The sequence below is a fragment of the Streptomyces sp. NPDC059009 genome (genome assembly GCF_042740175.1).
Taxonomy (GTDB): Bacteria; Actinomycetota; Actinomycetes; order Streptomycetales; family Streptomycetaceae; genus Streptomyces.
The window spans coordinates 250,597-275,050 of the sequence record NZ_JBHYJB010000003.1 but is presented as its reverse complement, the minus strand read 5'-3'; the positions used below and the strand labels follow the sequence as shown (position 1 = coordinate 275,050).

The window sequence follows — 24,454 nt, the reverse complement described above, 5'->3', positions numbered from 1 at the left end:
TATTTCAGACGAGCTCGGTGACGGTACCGCCGGCGGCGGTGATCTTCTCCTTGGCGGAGCCGGAGACGGCGTCAACCGTCACCTGCAGCGCCACGGTGACCTCGCCCTGGCCGAGGACCTTGACAAGGCTGTTCTTGCGAACGGCGCCCTTGGCGACCAGGTCGGCCACCGTGACCTCTCCACCCTCGGGGTAGAGCGAGGTCAGCTTGTCGAGGTTCACGACCTGGTACTCGGTCTTGAACGGGTTCTTGAAGCCCTTGAGCTTCGGGAGACGCATGTGGAGGGGCATCTGGCCACCCTCGAAGCGCTCCGGAACCTGGTAACGGGCCTTGGTGCCCTTGGTACCACGACCAGCGGTCTTACCCTTGGACGCCTCACCACGACCCACACGGGTCTTGGCGGTCTTGGCGCCCGGGGCAGGACGGAGGTTGTGGACCTTCAGCGGGTTCTGCTCCGCCATGTCAGTCGACCTCCTCAACCGTCACGAGGTGGCGGACGGTGTGCACCATGCCGCGGAACTCGGGGCGGTCCTCCTTGACGACGCTGTCACCGAGGCGCTTGAGGCCCAGGCTGCGCAGCGTGTCGCGGTGGTTCTGCTTGCTGCCGATGTACGACTTCGTCTGCGTGATCTTGAGCTGTGCCATTACGCACCTGCTCCCGCACGCGCACGAAGGAGAGCCGCGGGGGCGACGTCCTCGAGCGGCAGACCACGGCGAGCCGCGATCTCCTCGGGACGCTGCAGGCCCTTGAGGGCCGCCACGGTCGCGTGCACGATGTTGATCGCGTTGTCGGAGCCCAGGGACTTCGACAGGATGTCGTGAACGCCGGCGCACTCCAGGACGGCGCGCACCGGGCCACCGGCGATAACACCGGTACCGGGGGAAGCAGGCTTGAGCAGGACGACGCCCGCGGCCTTCTCACCCTGGATGGGGTGGGGGATGGTGCCCTGGATACGGGGGACCTTGAAGAAGTGCTTCTTGGCCTCCTCAACACCCTTGGCGATGGCGGCCGGCACCTCCTTGGCCTTGCCGTAACCGACACCCACGGTGCCGTCACCATCGCCCACCACGACCAGCGCGGTGAAGCTGAAGCGACGACCACCCTTCACAACCTTGGCGACGCGGTTGATCGCGACAACGCGCTCAACGTACGCGGTCTTCTCGGCGGCAGCAGCGCCGCCGTCACGGCCCTTCCGGTCCCGCCGCTCGCCGCCACCGGCACCGCTTCCGCGGCGCTGGGGTCCAGCCATTGGAATTACCTCTCTCTGTTTCCGCTAGCTACGGAACCGGCTCAGAACTTGAGCCCGGCTTCGCGGGCGGCGTCCGCCAGGGCGGCGATGCGCCCGGCGTACTTGTTGCCACCACGGTCGAATACGACAGCCTCGACACCCGCGGCCTTGGCACGCTCGGCGACGAGCGCACCGACCTGCTTGGCCTGGGCCGACTTGTCACCCTCGCCACCGCGGATCGAAGCGTCCAGGGTCGACGCCGACGCAAGGGTGTGACCCTTGAGGTCGTCGATGACCTGAGCAACGATGTTGCGGTTCGAACGCGTCACGACGAGGCGCGGACGCTCCGCCGTACCCGACACGATCTTGCGGATGCGGATGTGGCGGCGCTGCTTGGCGGCGCGCTTGTAGGCGTCACCCTTAGCAATCTTCACACCGTATGCCATGGCTTACTTACCCGCCTTTCCGACCTTGCGGCGGATGACTTCGCCCTCGTACTTGACGCCCTTGGCCTTGTACGGGTCGGGCTTGCGCAGCTTGCGGATGTTGGCCGCAACCTCGCCGACCTTCTGCTTGTCGATGCCCTCGACAGACAGCTTGGTGGGCGACTCGACCTTGAACGAGATGCCCTCGGGCGCCTCGACCAGGATCGGGTGGCTGTAACCCAGCGAGAACTCCAGGTTGGAGCCCTTTGCCAGGACGCGGTAACCGACACCGCTGATCTCGAGCTTCTTCACGTAACCCTGGGTCACACCGGTGATCATGTTCGCCACCAGCGTGCGGGACAGGCCGTGCAGGGCCTTGTTCTGACGCTCGTCGTTGGGGCGGGTGACGTTCAGAACGCCGTCCTCGCCCTTAGCGATCTCGATCGGCGCGGCGACGGTGTGGGTCAGGGTGCCCTTGGAACCCTTCACCGTGACCGTGCGGCCATCGATGGTGACGTCCACGCCGGCGGGAACCGTGATGGGGAGCTTGCCAATACGCGACATAGCTGTTTCCTCCGTTCCCTTCCGCTACCAGACGTAGGCGAGGACTTCCCCACCCACGCCCTTCTTGCCTGCCTGCTGGCCGGTCAGGAGACCGTGCGACGTGGAGATGATCGCCACGCCCAGGCCGCCGAGGACCTTCGGCAGGTTGGTGGACTTCGCGTAAACGCGCAGACCCGGCTTCGAGATCCGCTTGATGCCGGCGATCGAACGCTCACGGTTCGGGCCGAACTTCAGCTCGAGAACGAGGTTCTTGCCGACCTCGGCGTCCTCGACCTTCCAGCCGGTGATGAAACCCTCCTGCTGGAGGATCTCGGCGATGTGCGACTTGATCTTGCTGTGCGGCATCGCCACGGTGTCGTGGTACGCCGAGTTCGCGTTCCGCAGACGCGTAAGCATGTCTGCGATCGGATCAGTCATGGTCATGAATTGGCCTTCGGCCTCTCTCGCCGGGGTTTCCTGTATGCGCCATCCCTCTCCCCACTCATGGGCGGGACGGGTGCGGCGCGGGGACCTACGGCGTAGTAAGTCGTACGGGCGTCAGGCGCCCAACCCTCCTAGCCTAAGCCATGGAGGGGTGGGCACCTGACAGAGCCCTTTACTTACCGAGAGCCCTGAAATCCCTTATTACGGGGATTACCAGGAGCTCTTGGTCACGCCCGGCAGCTCGCCACGGTGAGCCATCTCACGGAGGCACACGCGGCACAGGCCGAACTTGCGGTAGACGGAGTGCGGACGGCCGCAGCGCTGGCAGCGGGTGTACGCACGCACACCGAACTTGGGCTTACGAGCAGCCTTGGCAATAAGAGCCTTCTTCGCCATCTCGCTTACGCCTCCTTGAACGGGAAGCCGAGGTGACGGAGAAGGGCACGGCCCTCAGCGTCGTTGGTCGCCGTGGTGACCACGGTGATGTCCATACCCCGGACGCGGTCGATCTTGTCCTGGTCGATCTCGTGGAACATGACCTGCTCCGTGAGACCGAAGGTGTAGTTGCCACGGCCGTCGAACTGCTTGGGGGACAGACCACGGAAGTCGCGGATGCGCGGCAGCGCGAGCGACAGGGTGCGGTCCAGGAACTCCCACATGCGGTCGCCACGGAGCGTGACGTGGCAGCCGATCGGCTGGCCCTCGCGCAGCTTGAACTGCGCGATGGACTTCCGGGCCTTCGTCACGGCCGGCTTCTGGCCGGTGATCGTGGTGAGGTCGCGGATGGCGCCGTCGATCAGCTTCGAGTCACGGGCGGCGTCGCCGACACCCATGTTGACCACGATCTTGACCAGGCCGGGGACCTGCATGACGTTCTCGTACTTGAACTCGTCACGCAGCTTGCCCGCGATCTCCTCGCGGTACTTCGTCTTGAGACGCGGAGTGGTGGTGGTCGTCATCAGATGTCCTCACCCGTCCGCTTGGCAACGCGGATCTTGTTGCCCTCGTCGTCGAAGCGGTAACCGACGCGCGTGACGACCTTGTTGCCGTCCTTCTCCACGACCAGCTGGACGTTGGAGACGTGGACGGGGGCCTCGGTGGTCACGATGCCGCCGGCCTGCGAGCCGCTGGCGGTCGGGCCGGCCTTCGTGTGCTTCTTGACCCGGTTGACACCCTCGACCAGGACGCGCTCCTCGCGCGGGTAAGCGGCAATGACCTTGCCCTGCTTGCCCTTGTCCTTACCGGTGATGACCTGGACCAGGTCGCCCTTCTTGATCTTCATGCTTACAGCACCTCCGGCGCGAGCGAGATGATCTTCATGAACTTCTTCTCGCGCAGCTCACGGCCCACGGGGCCGAAGATACGGGTGCCGCGAGGGTCGCCGTCGTTCTTCAGAATGACGGCGGCGTTCTCGTCGAAGCGGATGTACGAGCCGTCCGGACGGCGGCGCTCCTTGACGGTGCGAACGATGACCGCCTTGACGACGTCACCCTTCTTCACGTTGCCACCGGGGATCGCGTCCTTGACGGTGGCGACGATGACGTCACCGATGCCCGCGTAGCGGCGACCCGAGCCACCGAGAACACGAATGGTGAGAATTTCCTTCGCACCCGTGTTGTCGGCGACGCGAAGTCGCGACTCCTGCTGGATCACGTCTATCTCCTGTTTGTCTGCCGGTTCCCGGCAGGGGCCTCATCCCTTACGGGAGTTGGACCCCTGCCGAGCCTGGCGGAACGAACTCCGAGGGATACCCCTCAGAGCAGTACTCACGGGAATTCCCTTGCGGGAATTACCTACTTGGCCTTCTCGAGGATCTCGACGACGCGCCAGCGCTTGGTCGCCGACAGCGGACGCGTCTCCATCAGGAGGACGCGGTCGCCGACGCCGGCAGCGTTCTGCTCGTCGTGCGCCTTGAGCTTGTTCGTACGGCGGATGACCTTGCCGTACAGCGCGTGCTTGACGCGGTCCTCGACGGCGACGACGACGGTCTTGTCCATCTTGTCGCTGACGACCAGACCCTCACGGGTCTTGCGGAAGCCGCGCTCGGCCTTCGTCTCTTCAGTCACGTTGCTCTCGCTCATCAGGCGCTCTCCACCGTCTCGATGCCCAGCTCGCGCTCACGCATCAGGGTGTAGATCCGCGCGATGTCCTTGCGGACGGCCTTCAGCCGACCGTGGTTCTCGAGCTGACCGGTCGCCGCCTGGAAGCGGAGGTTGAACAGCTCTTCCTTGGCCTCGCGGAGCTTGGCGACAAGCTCCTCGTTGCCCAGCTCGCGCAGCTCGGACGCCTTGGTTCCGGCCGACATCACGCCTCACCTGCCTCGCGCCGGACGATGCGGCACTTCATCGGAAGCTTGTGAGCAGCGCGGGTGAGCGCCTCACGAGCAATCTTCTCGTTCGGGTACGACAGCTCGAACATCACGCGTCCGGGCTTGACGTTGGCGACCCACCACTCCGGCGAACCCTTACCGGAACCCATGCGGGTCTCGGCAGGCTTCTTGGTGAGGGGGCGGTCCGGGTAGATGTTGATCCAGACCTTGCCGCCACGCTTGATGTGACGCGTCATGGCGATACGAGCAGCCTCGATCTGACGGTTCGTCACATACGCCGGGGTGAGCGCCTGGATGCCGTACTCGCCGAACGCAACCTGCGTGCCACCCTTGGACATACCGCTGCGCTTCGGGTGGTGCTGCTTGCGGTGCTTGACCCTACGGGGGATCAGCATTTCGGTCAGGCCTCCGTTCCGGTGCTCTCAGCAGCCGGAGCGGCAGCGGCGGGAGCCTCGGCCTTGGGGGCCTCGGCAGCCGGCGCGGACTGCTGCTGCGGCTTGCGACCGCGGCCGCCACGCTCGCCACCACGGCCACCACGGGCCGGGCGGTCGTTGCCACCACGGGCCGGGCGGTTGCCGGCGCGGGCAGCGGCGTTCTCGGCGCGGACCTCGGCGATGTTCTTGACGTCGCCCTTGTAGATCCAGACCTTCACGCCGATGCGGCCGAAGGTCGTCTTGGCCTCGAAGAAGCCGTAGTCCACGTTGGCGCGGAGCGTGTGCAGGGGCACGCGGCCCTCGCGGTAGAACTCCGAACGGGACATCTCGGCACCGCCGAGACGACCGCCACACTGGATCTTGATGCCCTTGGCGCCCGCCTTCATCGCCGACTGCATGCTCTTACGCATGGCGCGACGGAAGGAGACGCGGGAGGACAGCTGCTCCGCAACGGCCTGGGCCACGAGCTGAGCGTCGACCTCGGGGTTCTTGACCTCGAGGATGTTCAGCTGGACCTGCTTGCCCGTGAGCTTCTCGAGGTCACCGCGGATGCGGTCGGCCTCGGCGCCACGGCGGCCGATGACGATGCCGGGACGAGCGGTGTGGATGTCCACCCGCACGCGGTCACGGGTGCGCTCGATCTCAACCTTCGAGATGCCGGCGCGCTCCATGCCGGACGTCATCATCCGACGGATGGCGACGTCTTCCTTGACGTAGTCCTTGTACAGCTTGTCGGCGTACCAACGCGACTTGAAGTCGGTCGTGACACCGAGCCGGAACCCGTGCGGGTTTACCTTCTGGCCCATTACCGGGTTCCTTCCTTGCTGCTGACGACCACGGTGATGTGGCTGGTCCGCTTACGGATCCGGTAGGCACGGCCCTGGGCGCGCGGACGGAACCGCTTCAGGGTCGGGCCCTCATCGACGAACGCCTCGCTGATGAACAGCGACGAAGCGTCCGTGTGGTCGTAGTTGTGCGCGGCGTTGGCAATGGCGCTGTCCAGCACCTTGCCGACCGGCACGCTCGCGGCCTGCGGGGCGAAACGCAGGACCGCCTGAGCCTCCGTGGCATCCATGCCACGGATGAGGTCCACCACGCGGCGGGCCTTCATGGGCGTGACGCGGATGTACCGCGCCTGGGCCCTGGCTTCCATGGTTGTCCCTTCGGTGTTAGTCACAGTCGTTCACACCCCGCTTAGCGGCGCTTCGACTTGCGGTCGTCCTTGACGTGGCCGCGGAAGGTGCGGGTCGGCGAAAACTCACCGAGCTTGTGGCCGACCATCGACTCGGTGACGAACACCGGGATGTGGGTCTTGCCGTTGTGCACCGCGATCGTGTGCCCCAGCATGCTGGGGATGATCATCGAGCGCCGGGACCAGGTCTTGATGACGTTCTTAGAGCCCGCTTCGTTCTGGGCGTCCACCTTCTTGATCAGGTGGTCGTCGACGAAGGGCCCCTTCTTGAGACTGCGCGGCATCTAAACCCGCTCCTAGCGCTTCTTGTTCGACTTGCGGCGGCGGACGATGTACTTGTTGCTCGCCTTGTTGCGATCACGAGTACGACCCTCCTTCTTGCCCCACGGCGAGACCGGGTGGCGACCACCGGAGGTCTTGCCTTCACCACCACCGTGCGGGTGGTCAACCGGGTTCATGACGACACCACGCACGGTCGGGCGGACGCCCTTCCAGCGCATGCGGCCGGCCTTGCCCCAGTTGATGTTCGACTGCTCGGCGTTGCCGACCTCGCCGATGGTGGCGCGGCAGCGGACGTCGACCAGGCGGATCTCACCGGACGGCATGCGAAGGTGCGCCATGGCGCCTTCCTTCGCGAGCAGCTGCACCGAGGCACCGGCCGAGCGGGCGAACTTGGCGCCGCCGCCCGGACGCAGCTCGATGGCGTGCAGCGTCGTACCGACGGGGATGTTGCGCAGCGCCATGTTGTTGCCGGGCTTGATGTCGGCGCCAGGGCCGTTCTCAACCCGGGCACCCTGCGCCAGACCACGCGGGGCGAGGATGTAGCGCTTCTCGCCGTCCGCGTAGTGCAGCAGCGCGATGCGCGCGGTGCGGTTGGGGTCGTACTCGATGTGCGCGACCTTGGCCGGCACGCCGTCCTTGTCGTGACGACGGAAGTCGATCACGCGGTAGGCGCGCTTGTGTCCGCCACCCTGGTGGCGAACCGTGATCCGACCGGCGTTGTTACGGCCGCCCTTGCTGTGCAGCGGGCGGACCAGCGACTTCTCCGGCGTGGACCGCGTTACCTCGACGAAGTCGGCGACGCTGGAGCCACGACGGCCCGGCGTAGTCGGCTTGTACTTGCGGATTCCCATTTCTCAGTCCTCGTCCGATATTCGGACCAGGGCGCTCCGTTAGGAGGCCTGGCCGAAGATGTCGATACGGTCGCCCTCAGCAAGGGTCACGATGGCGCGCTTGGTGTCGGCACGCTTGCCGAACCCGGTGCGCGTGCGCTTCCGCTTGCCCTGACGGTTGATCGTGTTGACGCCGGTGACCTTGACCGAGAAGACCGCCTCGACGGCCTGCTTGATCTGGGTCTTGTTGGCGCCCGGGGCCACGATGAACGTGTACTTGCCCTCGTCCAGGAGCGCGTACGACTTCTCGGAGACGACCGGCTTGACGAGGACGTCGCGCGGGTCCGAGAAGGACTTGCTCAGCGGGGTGGGCTCAACCTCGAACTTGCCCTCGGTCGCGATGCGCTTCGCCTTGGCGACGCGCGCGGCCTTGGCGGCCTTCGCAGCCTTGGACGCAATGCTCTGGTGACGGATGGCCATCAGGCGTCGCTCCCTTCGGTGTCATTGGCCTTCGGGCCGGACACGAAGGACTCGAAGGCGGCCTTGGTGAAGACCACGTCGTCCGAGACGAGAACGTCGTACGTGTTCAGCTGGCCCGGCTCCAGGATGTGGACCTGGGGCAGGTTGCGGGCGGACAGCAGGGCCTTCTCGTTCTCCCGCTCGACGACCAGGAGCACGTTCTTGCGCTCGCTGATCTTGCCGAGGAGAGCCTTGGCGGCCTTGGTGGAGATGTCGCCCTCGACCACGTCGGCGACGACGTGGATACGGCTGTTGCGGGCCCGGTCGGTGAGGGCGTGGCGCAGGGCCGCGGCCTTCATCTTCTTCGGGGTCCGCTGCGAGTAGTCACGCGGCACGGGGCCGTGGACGACGCCACCGCCGGCGAACTGCGGCGCACGGGTCGAACCCTGGCGCGCGCGGCCGGTGCCCTTCTGGCGGTAAGGCTTCTTGCCACCGCCACGGACTTCGCCGCGGGTCTTGGTCTTGTGCGTGCCCTGACGGGCAGCGGCCAGCTGCGCGACAACGACCTGGTGGATCAGCGGGATGCTGATCTTCTCGACGTCGAAGATCTCCGCGGGGAGCTCGACGGTCCCGGCCTTGTCGCCTGCCGGCGAAAGGATGTCAATGGTGCTCATCGGTTCCTCAAGCCCCCTTGGCCGCGGTACGGACCAGGACGAGGCCGCCGTTCGGACCGGGAACTGCGCCCTTGATGAGCAGCAGACCCTTCTCCGCGTCAACGGCGTGGACGGTCAGGTTCTGGGTGGTGACCCGCTCGTTGCCCATGCGGCCCGCCATGCGCATGCCCTTGAAGACACGGCCGGGGGTGGCACAGCCACCGATGGAACCGGGCTTGCGGTGCACACGGTGAGCACCGTGGGACGCCTTGCCACCGTGGAAGTTGTGGCGCTTCATGACACCGGCGAAGCCCTTGCCCTTGCTCTTGCCGGTGACGTCGACCTTGACGCCGGCCTCGAAGGTCTCGGCAGTCAGCTCCTGGCCGAGGGTGTACTCGCTGGCGTCAGCGGTACGGATCTCGACGAGGTGGCGACGGGGGGTCACGTCGGCCTTGGCGAAGTGGCCCTTGAGGGGCTTGTTCACCTTGCGCGGGTCGATCTCGCCGAAGGCGATCTGGACCGACTCGTAGCCGTCGGAGTCATTCGTACGGACCTGGGTAACGACACAGGGCCCGGCCTTGACCACGGTCACCGGGACGACACGGTTGTTCTCGTCCCAGACCTGGGTCATGCCGAGCTTCTCGCCCAGGATGCCCTTGATCTGCTTGGTCATCTCTCCAGCGCCCTTCAGAGCTTGATCTCGATGTCGACGCCGGCCGGAAGGTCCAGGCGCATCAGCGAGTCAACGGTCTTGGGCGTCGGGTCGAGGATGTCGATCAGGCGCTTGTGCGTACGCATCTCGAAGTGCTCGCGCGAGTCCTTGTACTTGTGCGGCGACTTGATGACGCAGTACACGTTCTTCTCAGTGGGCAGCGGCACCGGGCCCGCGACCGACGCACCAGTACGCGTCACCGTCTCGACGATCTTCTTCGCCGAGGAGTCGATGACCTCGTGGTCGTAGGCCTTGAGCCGGATGCGGATCTTCTGTCCCGCCATGGCTACTTAGTAGTCCTTTGTCTCGTAACGCTCTGGAACCCGGCGGGTTCGTGCTTCTTCCGACCCACGCGGTCGGGCGTGTCGCAACCTCGCTGACACGGATATCCCAAGGGATTTCCCTGCTACAGGGGCTGCGGCCCGAGGCCGCGTACCGGGGGAAGAAACCCACCGGGTGCCTGGCCGAGGCACCCCGCACACGCTTCCCAGAAGATTCCCGTACGTCCGCTCCAGCGCTGCCTTTCGGCAGTTGGGGCGACGAGTACTGTGGGACTCGCTTCCGGTCCTCCCGGCGGGAGGCGCGCAGCATCGGCACTCAACCGAGCAACCCCGACAGTCTGCCATACGGGACGTATCCCTGGCCAATCGAGGCGGGATCGTACCCCACTCCCCGCGTGGTCATGCCCACACCCTCACCCAGCGCTCCTTCTTTGCGCCCCTCGGGTGAACAAAAGATGTACATGCATGGAACCTGCACACTCCGCTAACCCTCTTTCCAGACGAAACAACTGGACAGCAGCGCGGCCCCCGACCGCTGCACAGGGTGGACGGAGAGAGGCACGTGCGAGGTTGGCCTGCCTGGAGGACCGGCCGGGGACGGGGCGAAGCCCCCGCAGCCCCGCCCCAGACCCAGGACATACGGGACCCGGGTGCGCCCGGGAAGCGTCCCCGGCGCGGCCCCGCCCCCGCCCGCCGCACCCTCCTCCTGGGCACCGCCGCCGTCGCGGCCGGCTCCGCCGCGGCCGCCTGCACCCGCACCACCGAGGCTCCCCCGCGCAGCAGCACCGCCGCCCCCTCCCCCGCCACGGGCCTGCCCGCCACCCAGTCCGACCGGGCGCTGCTCCTGCAGTTCCTCGCCCACCCGGACGACGACCTGTTCTTCATGAACCCGGACACCCAGCACGCCGTGGCCGCGGGCACCCCCCTGGTCTGCGTGTACGTCACCGCGGGCGAGGCCGACGGGGTCAACAAGATCCCGGGACAGCCGCACCCGCCCGCCGACCAGCCCGCGTACGCGGCCGCCCGCCACCAGGGCCTGCGCCAGTCGTACGCCGAGCTGATCGGGCTGCCGCTGTTCACGCCCTGGCAGACGGGCACCCTCAAGCTGCCCGGCGGCCACCGCGCCGAGGTGAACACCCTGGAGCACGGCGACCGCCGCGTCGACCTGATCCACCTGAACCTCGCCATGCACACCCCGGCCTGGCACATGGGCGCCCCCGCCCTCTGGCGCCAGTCGGGCCTGATGCTGCGCACCGTCATCCCGCAGGGCTCGCCGCTGCGCTCGGTCCAGTCGTACGACCACGAGTCCCTGATCGACGTACTCGTCGGCCTCCTGGAGCGCTACCGGCCCACCCTGGTGCAGACGCTCGACCCCGACCCCGACATCCAGCTCAGCGACGAGCGCACCCGCATCCGCGACAGCGAGCAGCCCGGGTACTCCGACCACGCCGACCACACGGCCGTCGCCTCGTTCACCTGGGCCGCGCTGATCCGCTGGGCACAGACGGCCGAGGGCGGCCCGCCCCCGTTCGTCACCACGGCCTTCCGGGGCTACTACAACAACCACTGGCCGAAGAACCTCCCGACCGCGGTGCTCAAGGCGAAGGCGGCGCTGCTGCGGCCGTACGGCGCCGCGCCCGAGTGGCAGTGCGGCAACCCCGCGGGCTGCGGCGACTACAACGTCGGCGGCAACCGCCCCCTCACCAACCGCAAGGGCTGGGTGCGCGCCACCCACTACCGCTACCCCGGCCCCCGGCTGCAGCTGGCCACAGGCCCCGACGGCAGGCTCACCGCGTACGGCGTTCTCGGCCTGCGCGCGGTGCGCTACCAGGAACGGCCGAACGGGACCTTCGGGAAGCCCGTCGACCTGGGCGGCGGCCCCCTGGCCCCGGTCCTCGGCGCGGCCAGGCTGCCGGACGGGCGCCAGCTCGTGTTCGGGCTCCGGCTCGCCTCGGTGGAGGGGCGCGGCGCGCAGAACGTACGGGAGATCGTGGTCCTGGAGGAGCGCGCGACGGGCACGAAGCGGTCGGGCTTCACCGCGTGGACGGGGCTCGGCAACCCCGAGTACGAGCCCGTACGGGGGCGGCGCATCGGGGTGCCCGTCGCGGTGACCGCGAAGGACGGGCGGGTGCACCTCTTCGTGCGCAACGCGGACCAGGGCATCAGCACGCGCGTGCGCGGGACCGACGGGGTCTGGTCGCCGTGGCGCGACCTCGGCGGCGGCCAGGTGCAGGACGGGCTCACCGCGATCGCCGGGGACGACGGCCAGGTGCACGTGTACGCGCCGGGACGCGACACCGTGCACCACTGGACGCAGGACGGCCCGGTCCCCTCGGCCGGCCTGCCCGTACCGGCGGACTCCATAGCCGCCCTGGGCAGCCGCCTCTACTACCGGCCGCCCGCCTCGACCGAGCTGATATCCATCGGCGGCGAACCCGTCCGCTTCCCCGGCTACGGCCCCGTGTCGGCCGCCGGGGAGTACCTCCTGGGCCGCGATGTGCGCGGCGCGCTCCAGCTGCTGCACCGCGGCCGCCTCACCCACCCGGCCACGGCCCGCACCAGCCTGGACGGCCCCGCTCTCGCCGACACCCGGCTCGGCCCCGCCGTCGCGGGCCTCTCCCCCGACGCCCGCCCCTGGCTCTGGCGGCCCAAGCAGTCGCAGGCGTAGCACCCGCGCGTCCGGAGGCAGCCCGGGCGCGCGAAAGCAAGAAGGCAAGCGAAAGGGCCCGTACGACCGAAGTCGTACGGGCCCTCTCAGGTGCTCGCTGGAGCTACCAGGCTGTCAAGCCAACAAGACTTACTTGTTGATCTTGGTGACCTGGCCGGCGCCCACGGTCCGGCCACCCTCACGGATGGCGAACTTGAGGCCCTCCTCCATGGCGACGGGCTGGATGAGCTCCACCTTCATCTCGGTGTTGTCACCCGGCATGACCATCTCGGTGCCCTCGGGGAGGGTCACGACGCCGGTCACGTCCGTCGTACGGAAGTAGAACTGCGGGCGGTAGTTGTTGAAGAACGGGGTGTGGCGGCCACCCTCGTCCTTCGACAGGATGTACGCCTGCGCCTCGAACTCGGTGTGCGGGGTAACCGAACCCGGCTTGATGATGACCTGGCCGCGCTCGACGTCCTCGCGCTTGATGCCACGGAGGAGCAGACCGACGTTCTCACCGGCCTGGCCCTCGTCGAGCAGCTTGCGGAACATCTCGATGCCGGTGACCGTGGTGGTGGTCTTCTCCTGCTTGATGCCGATGATGTCAACGGTCTCGTTGACCTTCAGGACACCACGCTCGATGCGGCCGGTGACGACGGTGCCACGACCGGTGATCGTGAAGACGTCCTCGATCGGCATCAGGAACGGCTTGTCGACGTCGCGCTCGGGCTCCGGGATCGACTCGTCGACGGCCTTCATCAGCTCGAGGACGGAGTTGCCCCACTCCTTGTCGCCCTCGAGGGCCTTCAGAGCGGAGACCTTGACGACCGGAACGTCGTCGCCCGGGAACTCGTACTCGGAGAGGAGCTCACGGACCTCGAGCTCGACGAGCTCCAGGATCTCCTCGTCGTCCACCATGTCGGCCTTGTTCAGGGCGACGACGATGTACGGAACGCCGACCTGGCGGGCCAGGAGCACGTGCTCCTTGGTCTGCGGCATCGGGCCGTCGGTGGCGGCGACCACGAGGATGGCGCCGTCCATCTGCGCGGCACCCGTGATCATGTTCTTGATGTAGTCCGCGTGACCGGGGCAGTCGACGTGGGCGTAGTGACGCGCCTCGGTCTGGTACTCGACGTGCGCGATCGAGATCGTGATACCGCGCTGGCGCTCCTCGGGAGCCTTGTCGATCTGGTCGAAGGCCGAAGCCTCGTTCAGGTCGGGGTACGCGTCGTGCAGCACCTTGGTAATGGCGGCCGTGAGGGTCGTCTTACCGTGGTCAATGTGACCGATGGTGCCGATGTTGACGTGCGGCTTAGTCCGCTCGAACTTCGCCTTCGCCACTGGGGTCCTCCTGTGGAGTGGTTCTGTACGCCTTACTTCATCGGCGCCAGGTGATCTTTGCTGGGGTGCCCGGGGCCCGGGTCATTCCGTCCCGTTGAGGACCGGAATGACCCAGAGGCTCCGGAGTCAAGCCTAAAGCGTCAACTCGGTTGAGTTACTCGCCCTTGGCCTTCGCGATGATCTCCTCGGCGACGTTCCGCGGAACCTCGGCGTAGGAGTCGAACTGCATCGAGTAGCTTGCGCGACCCGACGTCTTGCTGCGGAGGTCTCCGACGTAGCCGAACATCTCCGACAGCGGGACCAGGCCCTTGACGACCCGGGCGCCACTGCGCTCCTCCATGGCCTGGATCTGGCCACGACGGGAGTTGATGTCGCCGATGACGTCGCCCATGTAGTCCTCGGGCGTGGTGACCTCGACGGCCATCATCGGCTCGAGCAGCACGGGGCTGGCCTTGCGCGCGGCCTCCTTGAAGGCCTGCGAACCGGCGATCTTGAACGCGAGCTCGGAGGAGTCGACCTCGTGGTAGGCACCGTCGATGAGCGTGACGCGGACGCCCGTCATCTCGTAGCCGGCCAGGATGCCGAACTGCATGGCCTCCTGCGCACCCGCGTCCACCGAAGGGATGTACTCCTTGGGGATGCGGCCACCGGTGACCTTGTTCACGAACTCGTACGAAGCGTCGCCGCCCTCGATCGGCTCGATGGCGATCTGGACCTTGGCGAACTGACCGGTACCACCGGTCTGCTTCTTGTGCGTGTAGTCGACGCGCTCGACGGCCTTGCGGATCGTCTCGCGGTAGGCGACCTGCGGCTTACCGACGTTGGCCTCGACCTTGAACTCCCGCTTCATGCGGTCGACAAGGACCTCGAGGTGAAGCTCGCCCATACCACCGATGATGGTCTGGCCGGTCTCCTCGTCGGAGTGCACCTGGAAGGAGGGGTCCTCCTCCGAGAGACGCTGGATGGCGACACCCAGCTTCTCCTGGTCACCCTTGGACTTCGGCTCGATGGCGACCTGGATGACCGGCGCCGGGAAGTCCATGGACTCCAGGATCACCGGCTGCTTGTCGTCACAGAGCGTCTCGCCCGTGGTGGTCTGCTTCAGACCCATGACGGCGACGATGTCACCGGCGCCCACCGACGCGATCTCCTCACGCTTGTTCGCGTGCATGCGGTAGATCTTGCCGATGCGCTCCTTCTTGCCCTTGACCGAGTTCAGCACCGCGGTGCCGGCCTCGAGGCGACCGGAGTAGATCCGGACGAAGGTGAGCTTGCCCAGGTGCGGGTCGCTCGCGATCTTGAAGGCGAGAGCCGACAGCGGCTCCTCGTCGGACGGCTTGCGCTTGACGACCGTCTCCGGGTCCTTCACGTCGTGGCCCTCGATGGCCTCGACGTCCAGGGGGGACGGCAGGTAGCGCACGACCGCGTCGAGCAGGGGCTGAACGCCCTTGTTCTTGAACGCGGTACCGCAGAAGACGGGGGTGACGGTGGTGTCGCCGCCCTTGCCGGAGGCGATGGTGATGCGACGGATCGCCGCGTACAGCTGCTCCTCGGAGGGCTCCTGGCCCTCGAGGTACAGCTCCATCATCTCCTCGTCGTTCTCCGCGACGGCCTCGAGCAGCTTGCCGCGGTACTCCTCGGCAGCCTCGGTGTGCGTGTCGGGGATGTCGACGATGTCGTAGGCCTCGCCCATCTTGGTCTCGGCGGACCAGACGAAAGCCTTCATGGTGACGAGGTCGACGACGCCCTTGAAGTCAGCCTCTGCACCGATGGGCAGCTGCATGACCAGCGGGGTCGCACCGAGGCGGTCGACGATCATGTCGACGCAGCGGTGGAACTCGGCACCCGTGCGGTCGAGCTTGTTGACGAAGCAGATGCGCGGAACGCCGTAGCGGTCCGCCTGACGCCACACGGTCTCGGACTGGGGCTCAACGCCGGCGACGCCGTCGAACACCGTCACGGCACCGTCGAGCACGCGGAGCGAACGCTCCACCTCGACGGTGAAGTCGACGTGGCCCGGGGTGTCGATGATGTTGATGGTGTGGTCGACGTCGTTCAGCGGCCAGTGACAGGTGGTGGCAGCAGAGGTGATCGTGATGCCACGCTCCTGCTCCTGCTCCATCCAGTCCATCGTGGCGGCGCCGTCGTGGACCTCACCGATCTTGTACGAAACACCGGTGTAGAACAGGATCCGCTCGGTGGTCGTCGTCTTGCCCGCGTCGATGTGAGCCATGATGCCGATGTTGCGCACCTTGGCCAGGTCAAGTGAAGTGGTAGCCATGTCGGCTCAGTCTTCTCTCGGTCTCGATGTGGGTAGCGACTACCAGCGGTAGTGCGCGAAGGCCTTGTTGGACTCGGCCATCTTGTGGGTGTCCTCGCGCTTCTTCACAGCGGCACCGAGGCCGTTGGAGGCGTCGAGGAGCTCGTTGAGCAGACGCTCGGTCATGGTCTTCTCGCGACGGGCGCGGGAGTAACCCACCAGCCAGCGCAGGGCCAGCGTGTTGGCACGACCGGGCTTGACCTCGATCGGAACCTGGTAGGTCGCACCACCGACGCGGCGGGACTTGACCTCGAGGGTCGGCTTGATGTTCTCGAGAGCGCGCTTCAGCGTGATGACCGGGTCGTTGCCGGTCTTCTCGCGCAGGCCCTCCATGGCGCCGTAGACGATGCGCTCGGCGGTGGAGCGCTTGCCGTTCAGCAGCACCTTGTTGATGAGGGAGGTCACCAGAGGAGAACCGTAGACCGGGTCGATGATGACCGGGCGCTTCGGGGCGGGGCCCTTACGAGGCATTCTTACTTCTCCTTCTTGGCGCCGTAGCGGCTGCGGGCCTGCTTGCGGTTCTTGACACCCTGGGTGTCGAGGGAACCGCGGATGATCTTGTAGCGAACACCAGGCAGGTCCTTCACACGGCCACCACGCACGAGCACGATGGAGTGCTCCTGCAGGTTGTGTCCCTCACCCGGAATGTAGGCCGTGACCTCGATCCCGGAGGTCAGACGCACACGCGCGACCTTCCGCAGGGCCGAGTTCGGCTTCTTCGGGGTGGTCGTGAACACACGCGTGCAGACGCCACGACGCTGGGGGGAACCCTCGAGCGCGGGCGTCTTGTTCTTCTCGACCTTGTCCTGCCGGCCCTTACGGACCAGCTGCTGGATCGTAGGCACTACTTCTCCGGTTTCTGTGTGCCGAATAGTAAAGCTAACCTGGAACGTTGCCGACCCACGCGGTCGGGTGTGTCGAATGCTGCAGACTCCCGCTGAAGGCGGGAAGGGCGCAGATTTCGGTGGCCGGTATCGAACCCGCGCTGCGGTTGAGGACACGCGCGCGAGCCCAGGCACACCCCAGGCACAAGGTCTGAGCGTACCTACCGCACGGACTTCGGTCAAAACAAATGCGATGGGCCCCGACACGCCGGACTTGTCGCCCCGATCCATCGTCAGGCGCCCTCCCTGTGCTCCGAAGCGCCCCCTAGTGTCTCCGCTCGCCGCTCCGTGCCCGCATTTTCAGGGTCCATGACATACGGACTTTCAGTACCTTGACCGGTCCGCTGAGTGACAATCCGGGAGGGCGGCCACATGCCGGGGGCGTACTTACCAGGAGGGGGCCTGGACGACCAGGTTCCCTTCCTGGCGCGGCTGGAGAGCGTGGACCGGTCGGCACTGCTGGCGCTCGGGCACACACTGACCTTCGCGCCTCGCGTCGTTCTGCTCCATGAGCGCGAACCGTCGTCGCACGTCCTCTTCATCGTGCAGGGCTGGTCCAAGGTGACCTCGGCCGCTCCCAATGGATACGAAGCCCTCCTCGCGCTGCGCGGCCCCGGCGACATCATCGGTGAGTCCGCCGCCCTGACGGGGCGGCCGCGTTCGGCGACGGTGACGGCTCTGGAGGACGTGCGCGCCGTGGCGGTGGAGCGCGAGCACCTCATCGCATTCCTCGCCGACTCCCCCACCGTTTCGTTCGCCCTGCTCGGGCTCATGTCCGACCGCACGCGCGCCGCAGACCGGCGCCGCCTGGAGTTCGCATCGATGAGCGTGCGGGAGCGGTTCGCCGTCCTGCTGCTCGACCTGGCCCGCACCCATGGACGTCGTACCGACGAGGGCATCGAACTCTCCGTACCCCTGAGCAAGCAGGAGCTGGCCGGGTCCGTCGGTGCGTCCCGGGAGATGGTGCAGCGCCTCCTCAAGGAGCTGCGCACGCGCGAGGTGGTGGTCACCGGACGACGTGCGCTGCTGATCGTCCGCCCGGACGTCCTGCGCCGCATCGCCCGCGCCGAGCGCCCGGGCCCCTGACCTCCCGCCCACGGGCCTCCGGCCTTCTGCCGCGCTCCGCCCGCGGAGCGGTTCTGTGTACGCGGTCACAGTTCGAGTGCGTCATCCGCCCTCACGACCACGGATCCTTCGTCGCCAAGCTGCTGCACAGCACAACTCCCTTACTGAGAGGTGAACATGACCGACCCCGTGAGCCGGACGATCCTCCTCCTCGATATCGAGAGGTACAGCGACCGAGACGACGTCGAGCAGGCATATCTGCGGCGCATGCTCTACGGCATCACCGACCGCACCCTGGAGAGCGCCGGAATCGACGAGACGCTGCGTCTGCGCGCCGACCGTGGCGACTCGGTCATGGAGCTGATCGACGCCAGTGCCTCGGTGATCGCGCTGCTGCGCGCCCTGCTGACCGAAGTACCAGTGCAGCTGCGCGCGGTGAACCGGATGGCGTCGGCGTCCGCTCAGATCAGGCTCCGCGCCGTGCTCGCCACGGGATACGTCACGATCGACAAGCTCGACGGCTGGGTGGGGTCCGCCCTCAACCACGCCTGCCGACTGCTCGACGGTGAGCCGCTGCGTGCGGCGCTACGAGAGCGCTCGGACGACTTCGCCCTCTGCGTGTCGGAGAGCGTGCACAGCGGAATCGTCCAGCACGACTATCCGGGCGTCCCCAAGACCGACTTCCACGCCATCACGGTGGCCAGCAAGAACGGACCCCTGCGCGCGTGGCTGCACGGGCCCGCGCCGACGGGCGCCACGGCTCCAGAGGACACAAGCGGCCCGGCAGAGAGCCCTCGGCCGACGTCGGCCAAAGAGTCCGGTGCCGTCACTTTCCTCGGCGGTTCCCCCTCCTTCGGCGGCAGCTTCGTGAACGGCCCTCAGCACGGTGTGAGCGGCGGCACCGTCCACGGGGACGTACACCTGGGAGGCGGAGGCACCATCCGCGGGCGGGGTGAGCGGCAATGAGCGCGGGCGAGCCGGCAGCCCGGCCGGGAGCGGCGGCGGGCGGCGGGCCGCGGCAGCGCGGCGACAAGGAAAAAGAAAGCGACGCCCCACAACAGTCCGGTCCCGAGGCTTCGGACGCCGAGGGCGCCGAGAGCAAGGACGAGGAGCGGGACCACCCGCAGGACGCCTGGTCCGCCCGCAGGGACCTGGTGGACCACAGCCCGAAGGCGATGGGCGTCGGCGACAACGCCCGGTTCGGCGGCAGCCTGGTCACCGGTGACCAGCACGGTGTGAGCGGCGGCCGGGTCGCCGGAGACGTCATCATGGGCAGCAAGACGGAGATCTACCACTTCGGGGTCTCCGCCGCGAAACACGGCTCGGGCGAAGTGCCGCAGGCGACGCTGGACCGCCTCGCCCCTTGCTTCGTCACCGACGAGAGTGTCTTCGAGGGCTTGCTCGCGCGGCTCCGCACGGAACGCGTCATCGTGCTCTCCGGCCCTCACTTCACCGGCCGACGCACCGCCGCACTGATGCTGCTCCACCGCCTGGCTGTCTCCCCGGTCCGCACCCTCGTCCGCGACACCACCCCGGCACAGCTCGTCCAGCAGCTCAGCGACGACCAGCACCCGGCCAAGGGGTACGTCCTGTGCGACCTGACCACCCGCCGCGACCAGCCACTCAGGGAACCCCACCTCCTCGCTGCCCGCGGTCAACTGGCCAAGGACGACGCCTACTTGGTCATCACAGTCGGCCCGGCGGCCGCGCTAGAAGACATCTCCGCCATCGAATGGAAGCCGCCGAGCCCCGGCGACGTACTGGCGACACACCTGCGCGAGCTGACTGACGAAGTGACAGCGCACCGACTGCTGGTCCTCCCCGCGGTCACGGACTTCCTCGGCCGCGACCACCAGCTGCGCGAAGTCGCGGCCTTCGCGAGGCTCCTCAAGCGGTACGCGGAGGGAGAGGTGACCGAAGCGGCCGTCAGGGATTTCTCGCTGTTCACCCTGGAAAGCCAGGTCCAGGAGTGGTTCGAGGAGGACGAGGAGCTGGTCCCGCTGCGGGACAAGGCGTTCCTCGTCGCTCTGGCCGCCTTCGACGGGGGCCCCTACGCGCTCACGGCCGAGCTGAGCGACCTGCTCTACGCCTTCCTGCAGGAGACCGAGAACTCCGCTCTTCGTCCGCGGGTCCCGGTGTTCGGCACCCACATCGGCAAACGCCTGCAGCTCGCCCGCGCCGAGCCGTATCTGGAGGACGAGAACACGGAGTGGGGGCCGGTCACGCAGTCCAAGGCCCGCTTCCGCGACGACCGGGTCTCGCTGGTCCTGCTGCGCGAGGTATGGACGGGGCACCCTTCGGCCAGGCCCGCCCTGGTGCACTGGCTGCGACGGCTTGCCGATGACGGCAGGCCCCTGGTCCGCACCCGCGCGGCGTCGACCGTCGCCGTCCTCGCGTACACGGATCTGCCCTCCACCATGGCGCTGGTCATCGAGCCGTGGGCCGCATCCCATCTGTTCCGCCACCGCCTCGTCGCGGCCAACTCGCTGACGCTCGCGCACCTTCTCGACGCGCCCAACATCCCGAGCATCCTCGACTCGTGGTGCGCGAGCGAGGACGAGGGCATGCGCTGGGCGGCCATCCGCACGTACGGCCTGATCGGCACGGAACGACCGGAGCAGACTCTCGCCGCGCTCCGCAGCGCCATCCGCACCCAGTACCAGCAGGCCGAAGAGGACGGCGACGAGAACGACATCGACGAGCTCATGGTGGAGCAGCTGGCTCAGTCCGTGGAGTTGCTGCTGCTCTCCCCCGCCGGTGACCACGTCCTCACCGAGCTGATCCGGATGCTCGACGACGACCGACCCGTGCACGACCTCGCCCTGAGCGGCTTCCTCAGCGCGTGCGGGCGCAGAGCGGAGGGCGAGCGGCACGGACAGCCGCTGATCCTCCGCTGGTATGCCACCTCGGCCGCGGACGGCGGCCGCGCGGCGGGCGAGCTCGTGCGGCTCTGGCGCTCGGCGCTCGACAACCGCCACCACACAAGGGATGCGCTGGAGGAGCTGAGTGCGTGGGTCCGCATCGCCGACCAGGACCCCCCGACCGAATGGGCACTGGCCGCCCTGCTCCCCGCACTGGTCACCACCGTGGCCGAGCACCAGCGCCTGAGCCATCTCCTGCGCACCATGCGCGGCGAGGACGGCGCGCCCCCGCCGCCCGTCGCGGACCGCCTGCTGACTGTCCTCCCGGTCCACCGCTGAGCCTCGCGGACCGCACACATCGCACGTACGAACTTCTCAAGGAGGCAAGCGCCATGGGTGACTTCCGCCGTCCGCCGGACTGGCAGCAACCGGCCGGCCGGGACACCTCGCTGATCGATCCCGTCATCACCGTGCGGCAGCTCTCTCGGTTCGGATTCGCGCGCAAGTCGCTGACCCGTATCGACTACGCCCTGGTCTTCTCGACCTCCAAAGGCGGATACGACGCCTATCTGCCGCCCCTACGCCCGAGCCGCGGAGAAGTCGCCGCGAAGCACTACACCGCGGTGTACGAGGTGGACATGGGCGTCCATCCGCACCGGGCGGAGATCCCCCTGCCCAGCGACAACGACGCCTTCGAGTTCACTGCCTCGGTCGACCTGACTTGGCAGGTCGTCGATCCCGCCGCCTTCGTGCAGAGCGGTCACCGGGACGTACCCGTCCTGCTCCTCGGCGAACTGCAGCAGTCGGCCCGGTCCGTCACGCGCCAGTTCGCCATCCACGACAGCGCGAGCGCCGAGGAGCGCCTGCTGCGCGCGCTGGCCGGACAGGCGCCGCCCGGCGCGGCCGTCGGCCTGAAGGTGACCTGGACCCTGCGGCTCCGCCGCGATCAGCAGGACATCGACCACCAGCGACGGCTCCAGTCCATCGACCACACCTCCGCCGAGCAGATACGCGCTGAGCAGCTCGGTATGGCGTATGACGTCGAGCTCGACCGGCGCACCCGCAAGCAGGACGAGCTCCAGGCAGAGCGGGCCATGGAGTATGGACGGCTCGACCACGAACTCTCCCTGCAGCGACAGAAGTGGCAGCACGAGCAGGACCGGCTGGGGGCGCGGCACGAGGCGGAGCTCCGGCAGCTCGAGGCCGAGAAGATCGCGTTCTACCAGAAGTATCTGGAGGAAGGGGGCGTGGTGGCCTGGGCGATGCATCTCGCGGCGAATCCAGCGGACTCACAGCTCGTCGTCAGCAGCATGAGCGAGGCCCAACTCCAGCTGGCCCAAGCCCAGATGGAACTGGCAAGGGAGCTACTGAGCGGCGACAACCTCGAGGATTACGAGCGGGAAGCACCCAAACGGCGTGCCCTGAATGCCATGTACGAACTCTTCAACCAACGCCTTCCGGGAATACCTCGCAGCCAGTCGACCTCTCCCCCTCCGGCAACGCCGTCCCCGCCGGAGGTGCGGCTCACCAAGGCGGACCCGCCCGAGAGCACCCCTCAACCAGCGGAACCCAGCGAAGAGTTGAACAAGCGGACAACGAGACAGGAACCGGCCCCCGCGGAGCAGACCGGCGCCTTCCCCGGCTGGCAACCACCCCCCGGCTACGGCAGCTCACCGACCACACCGCCATCGCAGGAACCACAGCCCGACCGTGACGGCCAAGAGGATCTCGCCCCGTGACCAGCGTGGACACGCAAGCGCCCCCACCCGAGCCGTCCCCCGCCTCGAATCGCCCCGGCTTGGCGGCCCCTGCACCCGCACCCGGCACCAGGACGGCCGAGCGCCTGCTCACCGACCTGCGTACCGAGATCGCCCGCGCGGACGCCAAGGCGGGCGTCCTCGTCGCGGCCCTCGGCGTGGCGGCGGGTGTCTTCAGCGGGCTGCTGGCCAGGAACGAGTGGACCCCGGCCGCCCTCTCCGCCCCCGGTGGTTCGGCGTGGTGGGCCGGAATCCTCGCGCTCGCCCTGACCCTGCTCGCGCTGCTCATGGCGGTACTGCCGCGCTACGGCACCGGCAGGTGGGCGCCGGGCGCCCCCTTGTCGTACTTCGGTGACATCCAACAGGCCGCGCGCAGCGGCCACTTGACAGAAGCGCTGATCGAAACCGAACGCATTCCGGCGGCCGGCGTGATCGCGGCCCTGACCGAGACCAGCCGTATCGCCCTGCTCAAGCACCAGTGGATACGGGTGGGTCTGATCGCCTTCGCCGCCGCCGTAGTGCTGCTCCCCGGCTCCCTGCTCATCGGCTGACGTCCCGCTCATCAGCTGACGTCCTCATCTCCGGAGGCTGACCATGCCCCGACCCACCGATCCCTGGCAACCCGAACCCCCTGACGGCGAGAGGCAGCAACCATCACCCGCTCCGGGAGACACACCGCCCCCGCCGACACCCGAGCCGCTCCCACCACCCTCGGAGACCGACACGTCCCGGTCGGCGGCCCCCGACGACCTCGACTACCAGCACCGAAGCGGGCGGCTCCATTTCTCCGCCCATCAGCGCGGGGTCGATGCCACGGCATTCGGCCAGCTGATCCTGCACCTCCCCGGCATGCTGATGAGCCTGCTGGTGCTCCTCCTGATATCCGGCATCCTGAACGCCTGGGCAGGGATTCCGCTCTGGCTCCCGCCACTGCTCTGGCTGGCGTCCGGGGCCCTGTTCTTCCATCGCCCCACCGAGGACTTCTTCGCCCGCTATTTCCTGCGGCTGCAGCGTCCCATGCCCGAGGAGTACGCACGTCTCGAACCGGTGTGGCGCGAGGTGACCGCACGCGCGGGCGTCGACGGTCGAGCGTACGAGCTGTGGATCGAGGACAGCGATGACCTCAACGCGTATGCCGCCGCCGGGCACATCGTCGGTGTCACCCGCTTCGCCCTGGACCGTCTGCCGAGCTCCCAGCTCGCCGCCGTACTCGCCCATGAACTGGGACACCACACGGGCGGCCATGTCTGGGCCTCACTGCTGGGCTACTGGTACGCGCTGCCAGGCCGGGCAGCCTGGCGTCTGATCCGGCTGATCGTCGTCTTTGCCGTGGTGTTCACCAGCCACTTCTCTTGGCTGGCGACGGCGATCCTGGTGCTCGTGATCAGCGTCTTCACGCTGGCCACGATCACGCTTCTGTACGGGCTGCCGCTCGTTCTCCTCGCCATCCCGTATCTGATCGCCGCCATGGGACGAAGGTCCGAACTGCGCGCGGACCAGCACGCCGCCGCACTCGGTTTCGCCCCCATGCTCGCGCAGGTGCTGCAGTCCATGCATGCGGCCGAGACCGAAACCAAGCGGCGGGCAATGGCCGCTGCCGGGAAGAATCCCGCCGAACCGGGGCTCCTGGCCCGGCTGCTCACCACGCACCCCGACTACGCGACCCGGATACATCGCCTCCGCCCCTACCTGGGGCCAGGTAGGTAGGAGCAATGCCGAAGGGCGGCCACCCCGTACGAAACGGAGTGGCCGCCCTTCAGTTCA

At 67.6% G+C, this 24,454-nt stretch carries 32 protein-coding genes; 7 read left to right on the top strand and 25 right to left on the bottom strand.

Annotation, left to right across the window (positions count from 1 at the left end):
• Nucleotides 1-4: 4 nt before the first annotated feature.
• From rplO to rpsJ, 21 genes are all read right to left on the bottom strand, one after another.
• Entirely contained in the window at nt 5-460 is a 456-nt protein-coding gene (gene rplO / locus ACFWYM_RS04835) for a 50S ribosomal protein L15 (protein WP_384829952.1), read from the bottom strand.
• Between the two features lies 1 nt (nt 461).
• Nucleotides 462-644 carry a 50S ribosomal protein L30 gene (gene rpmD, locus ACFWYM_RS04830; RefSeq protein ID WP_384829949.1) on the bottom strand — a complete coding sequence of 61 codons (183 nt, stop codon included), beginning with the start codon at nt 642-644 and terminating at the stop codon, nt 462-464.
• A complete protein-coding gene (gene rpsE / locus ACFWYM_RS04825; protein ID WP_005313527.1) occupies nt 644-1,249 on the bottom strand; it encodes a 30S ribosomal protein S5 in 606 nt (201 codons plus the stop codon). Before rpsE ends, rpmD begins: the two co-directional genes overlap by 1 nt.
• Nucleotides 1,250-1,290: 41 nt before the next feature.
• The gene (gene rplR / locus ACFWYM_RS04820; RefSeq protein ID WP_384829945.1) at nt 1,291-1,674 is read right to left on the bottom strand and encodes a 50S ribosomal protein L18; all 384 of its coding nucleotides are present in this window, start codon (nt 1,672-1,674) and stop codon (nt 1,291-1,293) included.
• A gap of 3 nt (nt 1,675-1,677) precedes the next feature.
• The gene (gene rplF / locus ACFWYM_RS04815) at nt 1,678-2,217 is read right to left on the bottom strand and encodes a 50S ribosomal protein L6 (protein ID WP_384829942.1); all 540 of its coding nucleotides are present in this window, start codon (nt 2,215-2,217) and stop codon (nt 1,678-1,680) included.
• Nucleotides 2,218-2,241: 24 nt separating this feature from the next.
• Nucleotides 2,242-2,640, bottom strand: a complete 399-nt coding sequence (gene rpsH, locus ACFWYM_RS04810; protein ID WP_018528360.1) for a 30S ribosomal protein S8 — start codon at nt 2,638-2,640, stop codon at nt 2,242-2,244.
• Nucleotides 2,641-2,850: 210 nt separating this feature from the next.
• Nucleotides 2,851-3,036 carry a type Z 30S ribosomal protein S14 gene (locus tag ACFWYM_RS04805; RefSeq protein WP_003956452.1) on the bottom strand — a complete coding sequence of 62 codons (186 nt, stop codon included), beginning with the start codon at nt 3,034-3,036 and terminating at the stop codon, nt 2,851-2,853.
• 5 nt (nt 3,037-3,041) lie between these two features.
• On the bottom strand, nt 3,042-3,599 hold the full coding sequence (gene rplE, locus ACFWYM_RS04800; protein WP_384829939.1) for a 50S ribosomal protein L5: 558 nt from the start codon (nt 3,597-3,599) through the stop codon (nt 3,042-3,044).
• Nucleotides 3,599-3,922: a 50S ribosomal protein L24 gene (gene rplX, locus ACFWYM_RS04795; protein ID WP_030685463.1), complete on the bottom strand. Its 324-nt coding sequence runs from the start codon at nt 3,920-3,922 to the stop codon at nt 3,599-3,601. The genes rplE and rplX overlap by 1 nt, the downstream gene beginning before the upstream one ends.
• 2 nt (nt 3,923-3,924) lie before the next feature.
• The gene (rplN, locus tag ACFWYM_RS04790) at nt 3,925-4,293 is read right to left on the bottom strand and encodes a 50S ribosomal protein L14 (RefSeq protein ID WP_003974257.1); all 369 of its coding nucleotides are present in this window, start codon (nt 4,291-4,293) and stop codon (nt 3,925-3,927) included.
• 140 nt (nt 4,294-4,433) lie between these two features.
• On the bottom strand, nt 4,434-4,721 hold the full coding sequence (gene rpsQ, locus ACFWYM_RS04785; protein WP_384829935.1) for a 30S ribosomal protein S17: 288 nt from the start codon (nt 4,719-4,721) through the stop codon (nt 4,434-4,436).
• On the bottom strand, nt 4,721-4,945 hold the full coding sequence (gene rpmC / locus ACFWYM_RS04780) for a 50S ribosomal protein L29 (RefSeq protein WP_017949657.1): 225 nt from the start codon (nt 4,943-4,945) through the stop codon (nt 4,721-4,723). Before rpmC ends, rpsQ begins: the two co-directional genes overlap by 1 nt.
• Nucleotides 4,945-5,364, bottom strand: a complete 420-nt coding sequence (gene rplP, locus ACFWYM_RS04775; protein WP_017949658.1) for a 50S ribosomal protein L16 — start codon at nt 5,362-5,364, stop codon at nt 4,945-4,947. Before rplP ends, rpmC begins: the two co-directional genes overlap by 1 nt.
• A gap of 5 nt (nt 5,365-5,369) precedes the next feature.
• A complete protein-coding gene (gene rpsC, locus ACFWYM_RS04770; RefSeq protein ID WP_384799824.1) occupies nt 5,370-6,209 on the bottom strand; it encodes a 30S ribosomal protein S3 in 840 nt (279 codons plus the stop codon).
• Nucleotides 6,209-6,556 carry a 50S ribosomal protein L22 gene (gene rplV, locus ACFWYM_RS04765; RefSeq protein WP_030359020.1) on the bottom strand — a complete coding sequence of 116 codons (348 nt, stop codon included), beginning with the start codon at nt 6,554-6,556 and terminating at the stop codon, nt 6,209-6,211. Before rplV ends, rpsC begins: the two co-directional genes overlap by 1 nt.
• Nucleotides 6,557-6,597: 41 nt before the next feature.
• Nucleotides 6,598-6,879 (bottom strand): 30S ribosomal protein S19, encoded by a 282-nt coding sequence (rpsS, locus tag ACFWYM_RS04760; RefSeq protein ID WP_384829932.1) that lies wholly within the window; start codon nt 6,877-6,879, stop codon nt 6,598-6,600.
• Nucleotides 6,880-6,891: 12 nt separating this feature from the next.
• Nucleotides 6,892-7,728, bottom strand: a complete 837-nt coding sequence (gene rplB / locus ACFWYM_RS04755) for a 50S ribosomal protein L2 (protein WP_384829929.1) — start codon at nt 7,726-7,728, stop codon at nt 6,892-6,894.
• 39 nt (nt 7,729-7,767) lie between these two features.
• Nucleotides 7,768-8,187 (bottom strand): 50S ribosomal protein L23, encoded by a 420-nt coding sequence (gene rplW, locus ACFWYM_RS04750; protein ID WP_384829926.1) that lies wholly within the window; start codon nt 8,185-8,187, stop codon nt 7,768-7,770.
• Nucleotides 8,187-8,840: a 50S ribosomal protein L4 gene (rplD, locus tag ACFWYM_RS04745; RefSeq protein ID WP_384829923.1), complete on the bottom strand. Its 654-nt coding sequence runs from the start codon at nt 8,838-8,840 to the stop codon at nt 8,187-8,189. The genes rplW and rplD overlap by 1 nt, the downstream gene beginning before the upstream one ends.
• 7 nt (nt 8,841-8,847) lie before the next feature.
• On the bottom strand, nt 8,848-9,492 hold the full coding sequence (gene rplC / locus ACFWYM_RS04740; RefSeq protein WP_384829919.1) for a 50S ribosomal protein L3: 645 nt from the start codon (nt 9,490-9,492) through the stop codon (nt 8,848-8,850).
• Nucleotides 9,493-9,506: 14 nt separating this feature from the next.
• Nucleotides 9,507-9,815 (bottom strand): 30S ribosomal protein S10, encoded by a 309-nt coding sequence (gene rpsJ, locus ACFWYM_RS04735; protein WP_003948644.1) that lies wholly within the window; start codon nt 9,813-9,815, stop codon nt 9,507-9,509.
• 634 nt (nt 9,816-10,449) lie between these two features.
• On the opposite strand from rpsJ, the gene ACFWYM_RS04730 reads away from it, so the two are divergent.
• Nucleotides 10,450-12,480 carry a PIG-L family deacetylase gene (locus tag ACFWYM_RS04730; protein WP_384830155.1) on the top strand — a complete coding sequence of 677 codons (2,031 nt, stop codon included), beginning with the start codon at nt 10,450-10,452 and terminating at the stop codon, nt 12,478-12,480.
• Nucleotides 12,481-12,609: 129 nt separating this feature from the next.
• On the opposite strand, the gene tuf is transcribed toward ACFWYM_RS04730, so the two are convergent.
• From tuf to rpsL, 4 genes are all read right to left on the bottom strand, one after another.
• On the bottom strand, nt 12,610-13,803 hold the full coding sequence (gene tuf, locus ACFWYM_RS04725; protein WP_384829916.1) for an elongation factor Tu: 1,194 nt from the start codon (nt 13,801-13,803) through the stop codon (nt 12,610-12,612).
• 154 nt (nt 13,804-13,957) lie between these two features.
• A complete protein-coding gene (fusA, locus tag ACFWYM_RS04720; RefSeq protein ID WP_384829913.1) occupies nt 13,958-16,084 on the bottom strand; it encodes an elongation factor G in 2,127 nt (708 codons plus the stop codon).
• Nucleotides 16,085-16,123: 39 nt separating this feature from the next.
• Nucleotides 16,124-16,594, bottom strand: coding sequence for a 30S ribosomal protein S7 (rpsG, locus tag ACFWYM_RS04715; RefSeq protein WP_003974303.1), 471 nt, complete (start codon nt 16,592-16,594; stop codon nt 16,124-16,126).
• 2 nt (nt 16,595-16,596) lie between these two features.
• Entirely contained in the window at nt 16,597-16,968 is a 372-nt protein-coding gene (gene rpsL, locus ACFWYM_RS04710; protein ID WP_003948652.1) for a 30S ribosomal protein S12, read from the bottom strand.
• Nucleotides 16,969-17,379: 411 nt separating this feature from the next.
• Between rpsL and ACFWYM_RS04705 the strand changes: the two genes are divergently transcribed.
• The 6 genes from ACFWYM_RS04705 (at nt 17,380) to ACFWYM_RS04680 (ending at nt 24,397) form a co-directional block, all read left to right on the top strand.
• Nucleotides 17,380-18,093, top strand: a complete 714-nt coding sequence (locus ACFWYM_RS04705; RefSeq protein WP_384830152.1) for a Crp/Fnr family transcriptional regulator — start codon at nt 17,380-17,382, stop codon at nt 18,091-18,093.
• 156 nt (nt 18,094-18,249) lie between these two features.
• Nucleotides 18,250-19,038: a hypothetical protein gene (locus ACFWYM_RS04700; protein ID WP_384829910.1), complete on the top strand. Its 789-nt coding sequence runs from the start codon at nt 18,250-18,252 to the stop codon at nt 19,036-19,038.
• Nucleotides 19,035-21,272, top strand: coding sequence for a hypothetical protein (locus tag ACFWYM_RS04695; protein ID WP_384829907.1), 2,238 nt, complete (start codon nt 19,035-19,037; stop codon nt 21,270-21,272). The genes ACFWYM_RS04700 and ACFWYM_RS04695 overlap by 4 nt, the downstream gene beginning before the upstream one ends.
• Before the next feature lie 53 nt (nt 21,273-21,325).
• Entirely contained in the window at nt 21,326-22,672 is a 1,347-nt protein-coding gene (locus ACFWYM_RS04690; RefSeq protein ID WP_384829904.1) for a hypothetical protein, read from the top strand.
• A gap of 59 nt (nt 22,673-22,731) precedes the next feature.
• Nucleotides 22,732-23,241 carry a Pycsar system effector family protein gene (locus tag ACFWYM_RS04685; RefSeq protein WP_384829901.1) on the top strand — a complete coding sequence of 170 codons (510 nt, stop codon included), beginning with the start codon at nt 22,732-22,734 and terminating at the stop codon, nt 23,239-23,241.
• A 43-nt stretch (nt 23,242-23,284) separates the two neighbouring features.
• Nucleotides 23,285-24,397, top strand: coding sequence for a M48 family metalloprotease (locus ACFWYM_RS04680; protein ID WP_384829899.1), 1,113 nt, complete (start codon nt 23,285-23,287; stop codon nt 24,395-24,397).
• Nucleotides 24,398-24,454 lie beyond the last annotated feature (57 nt).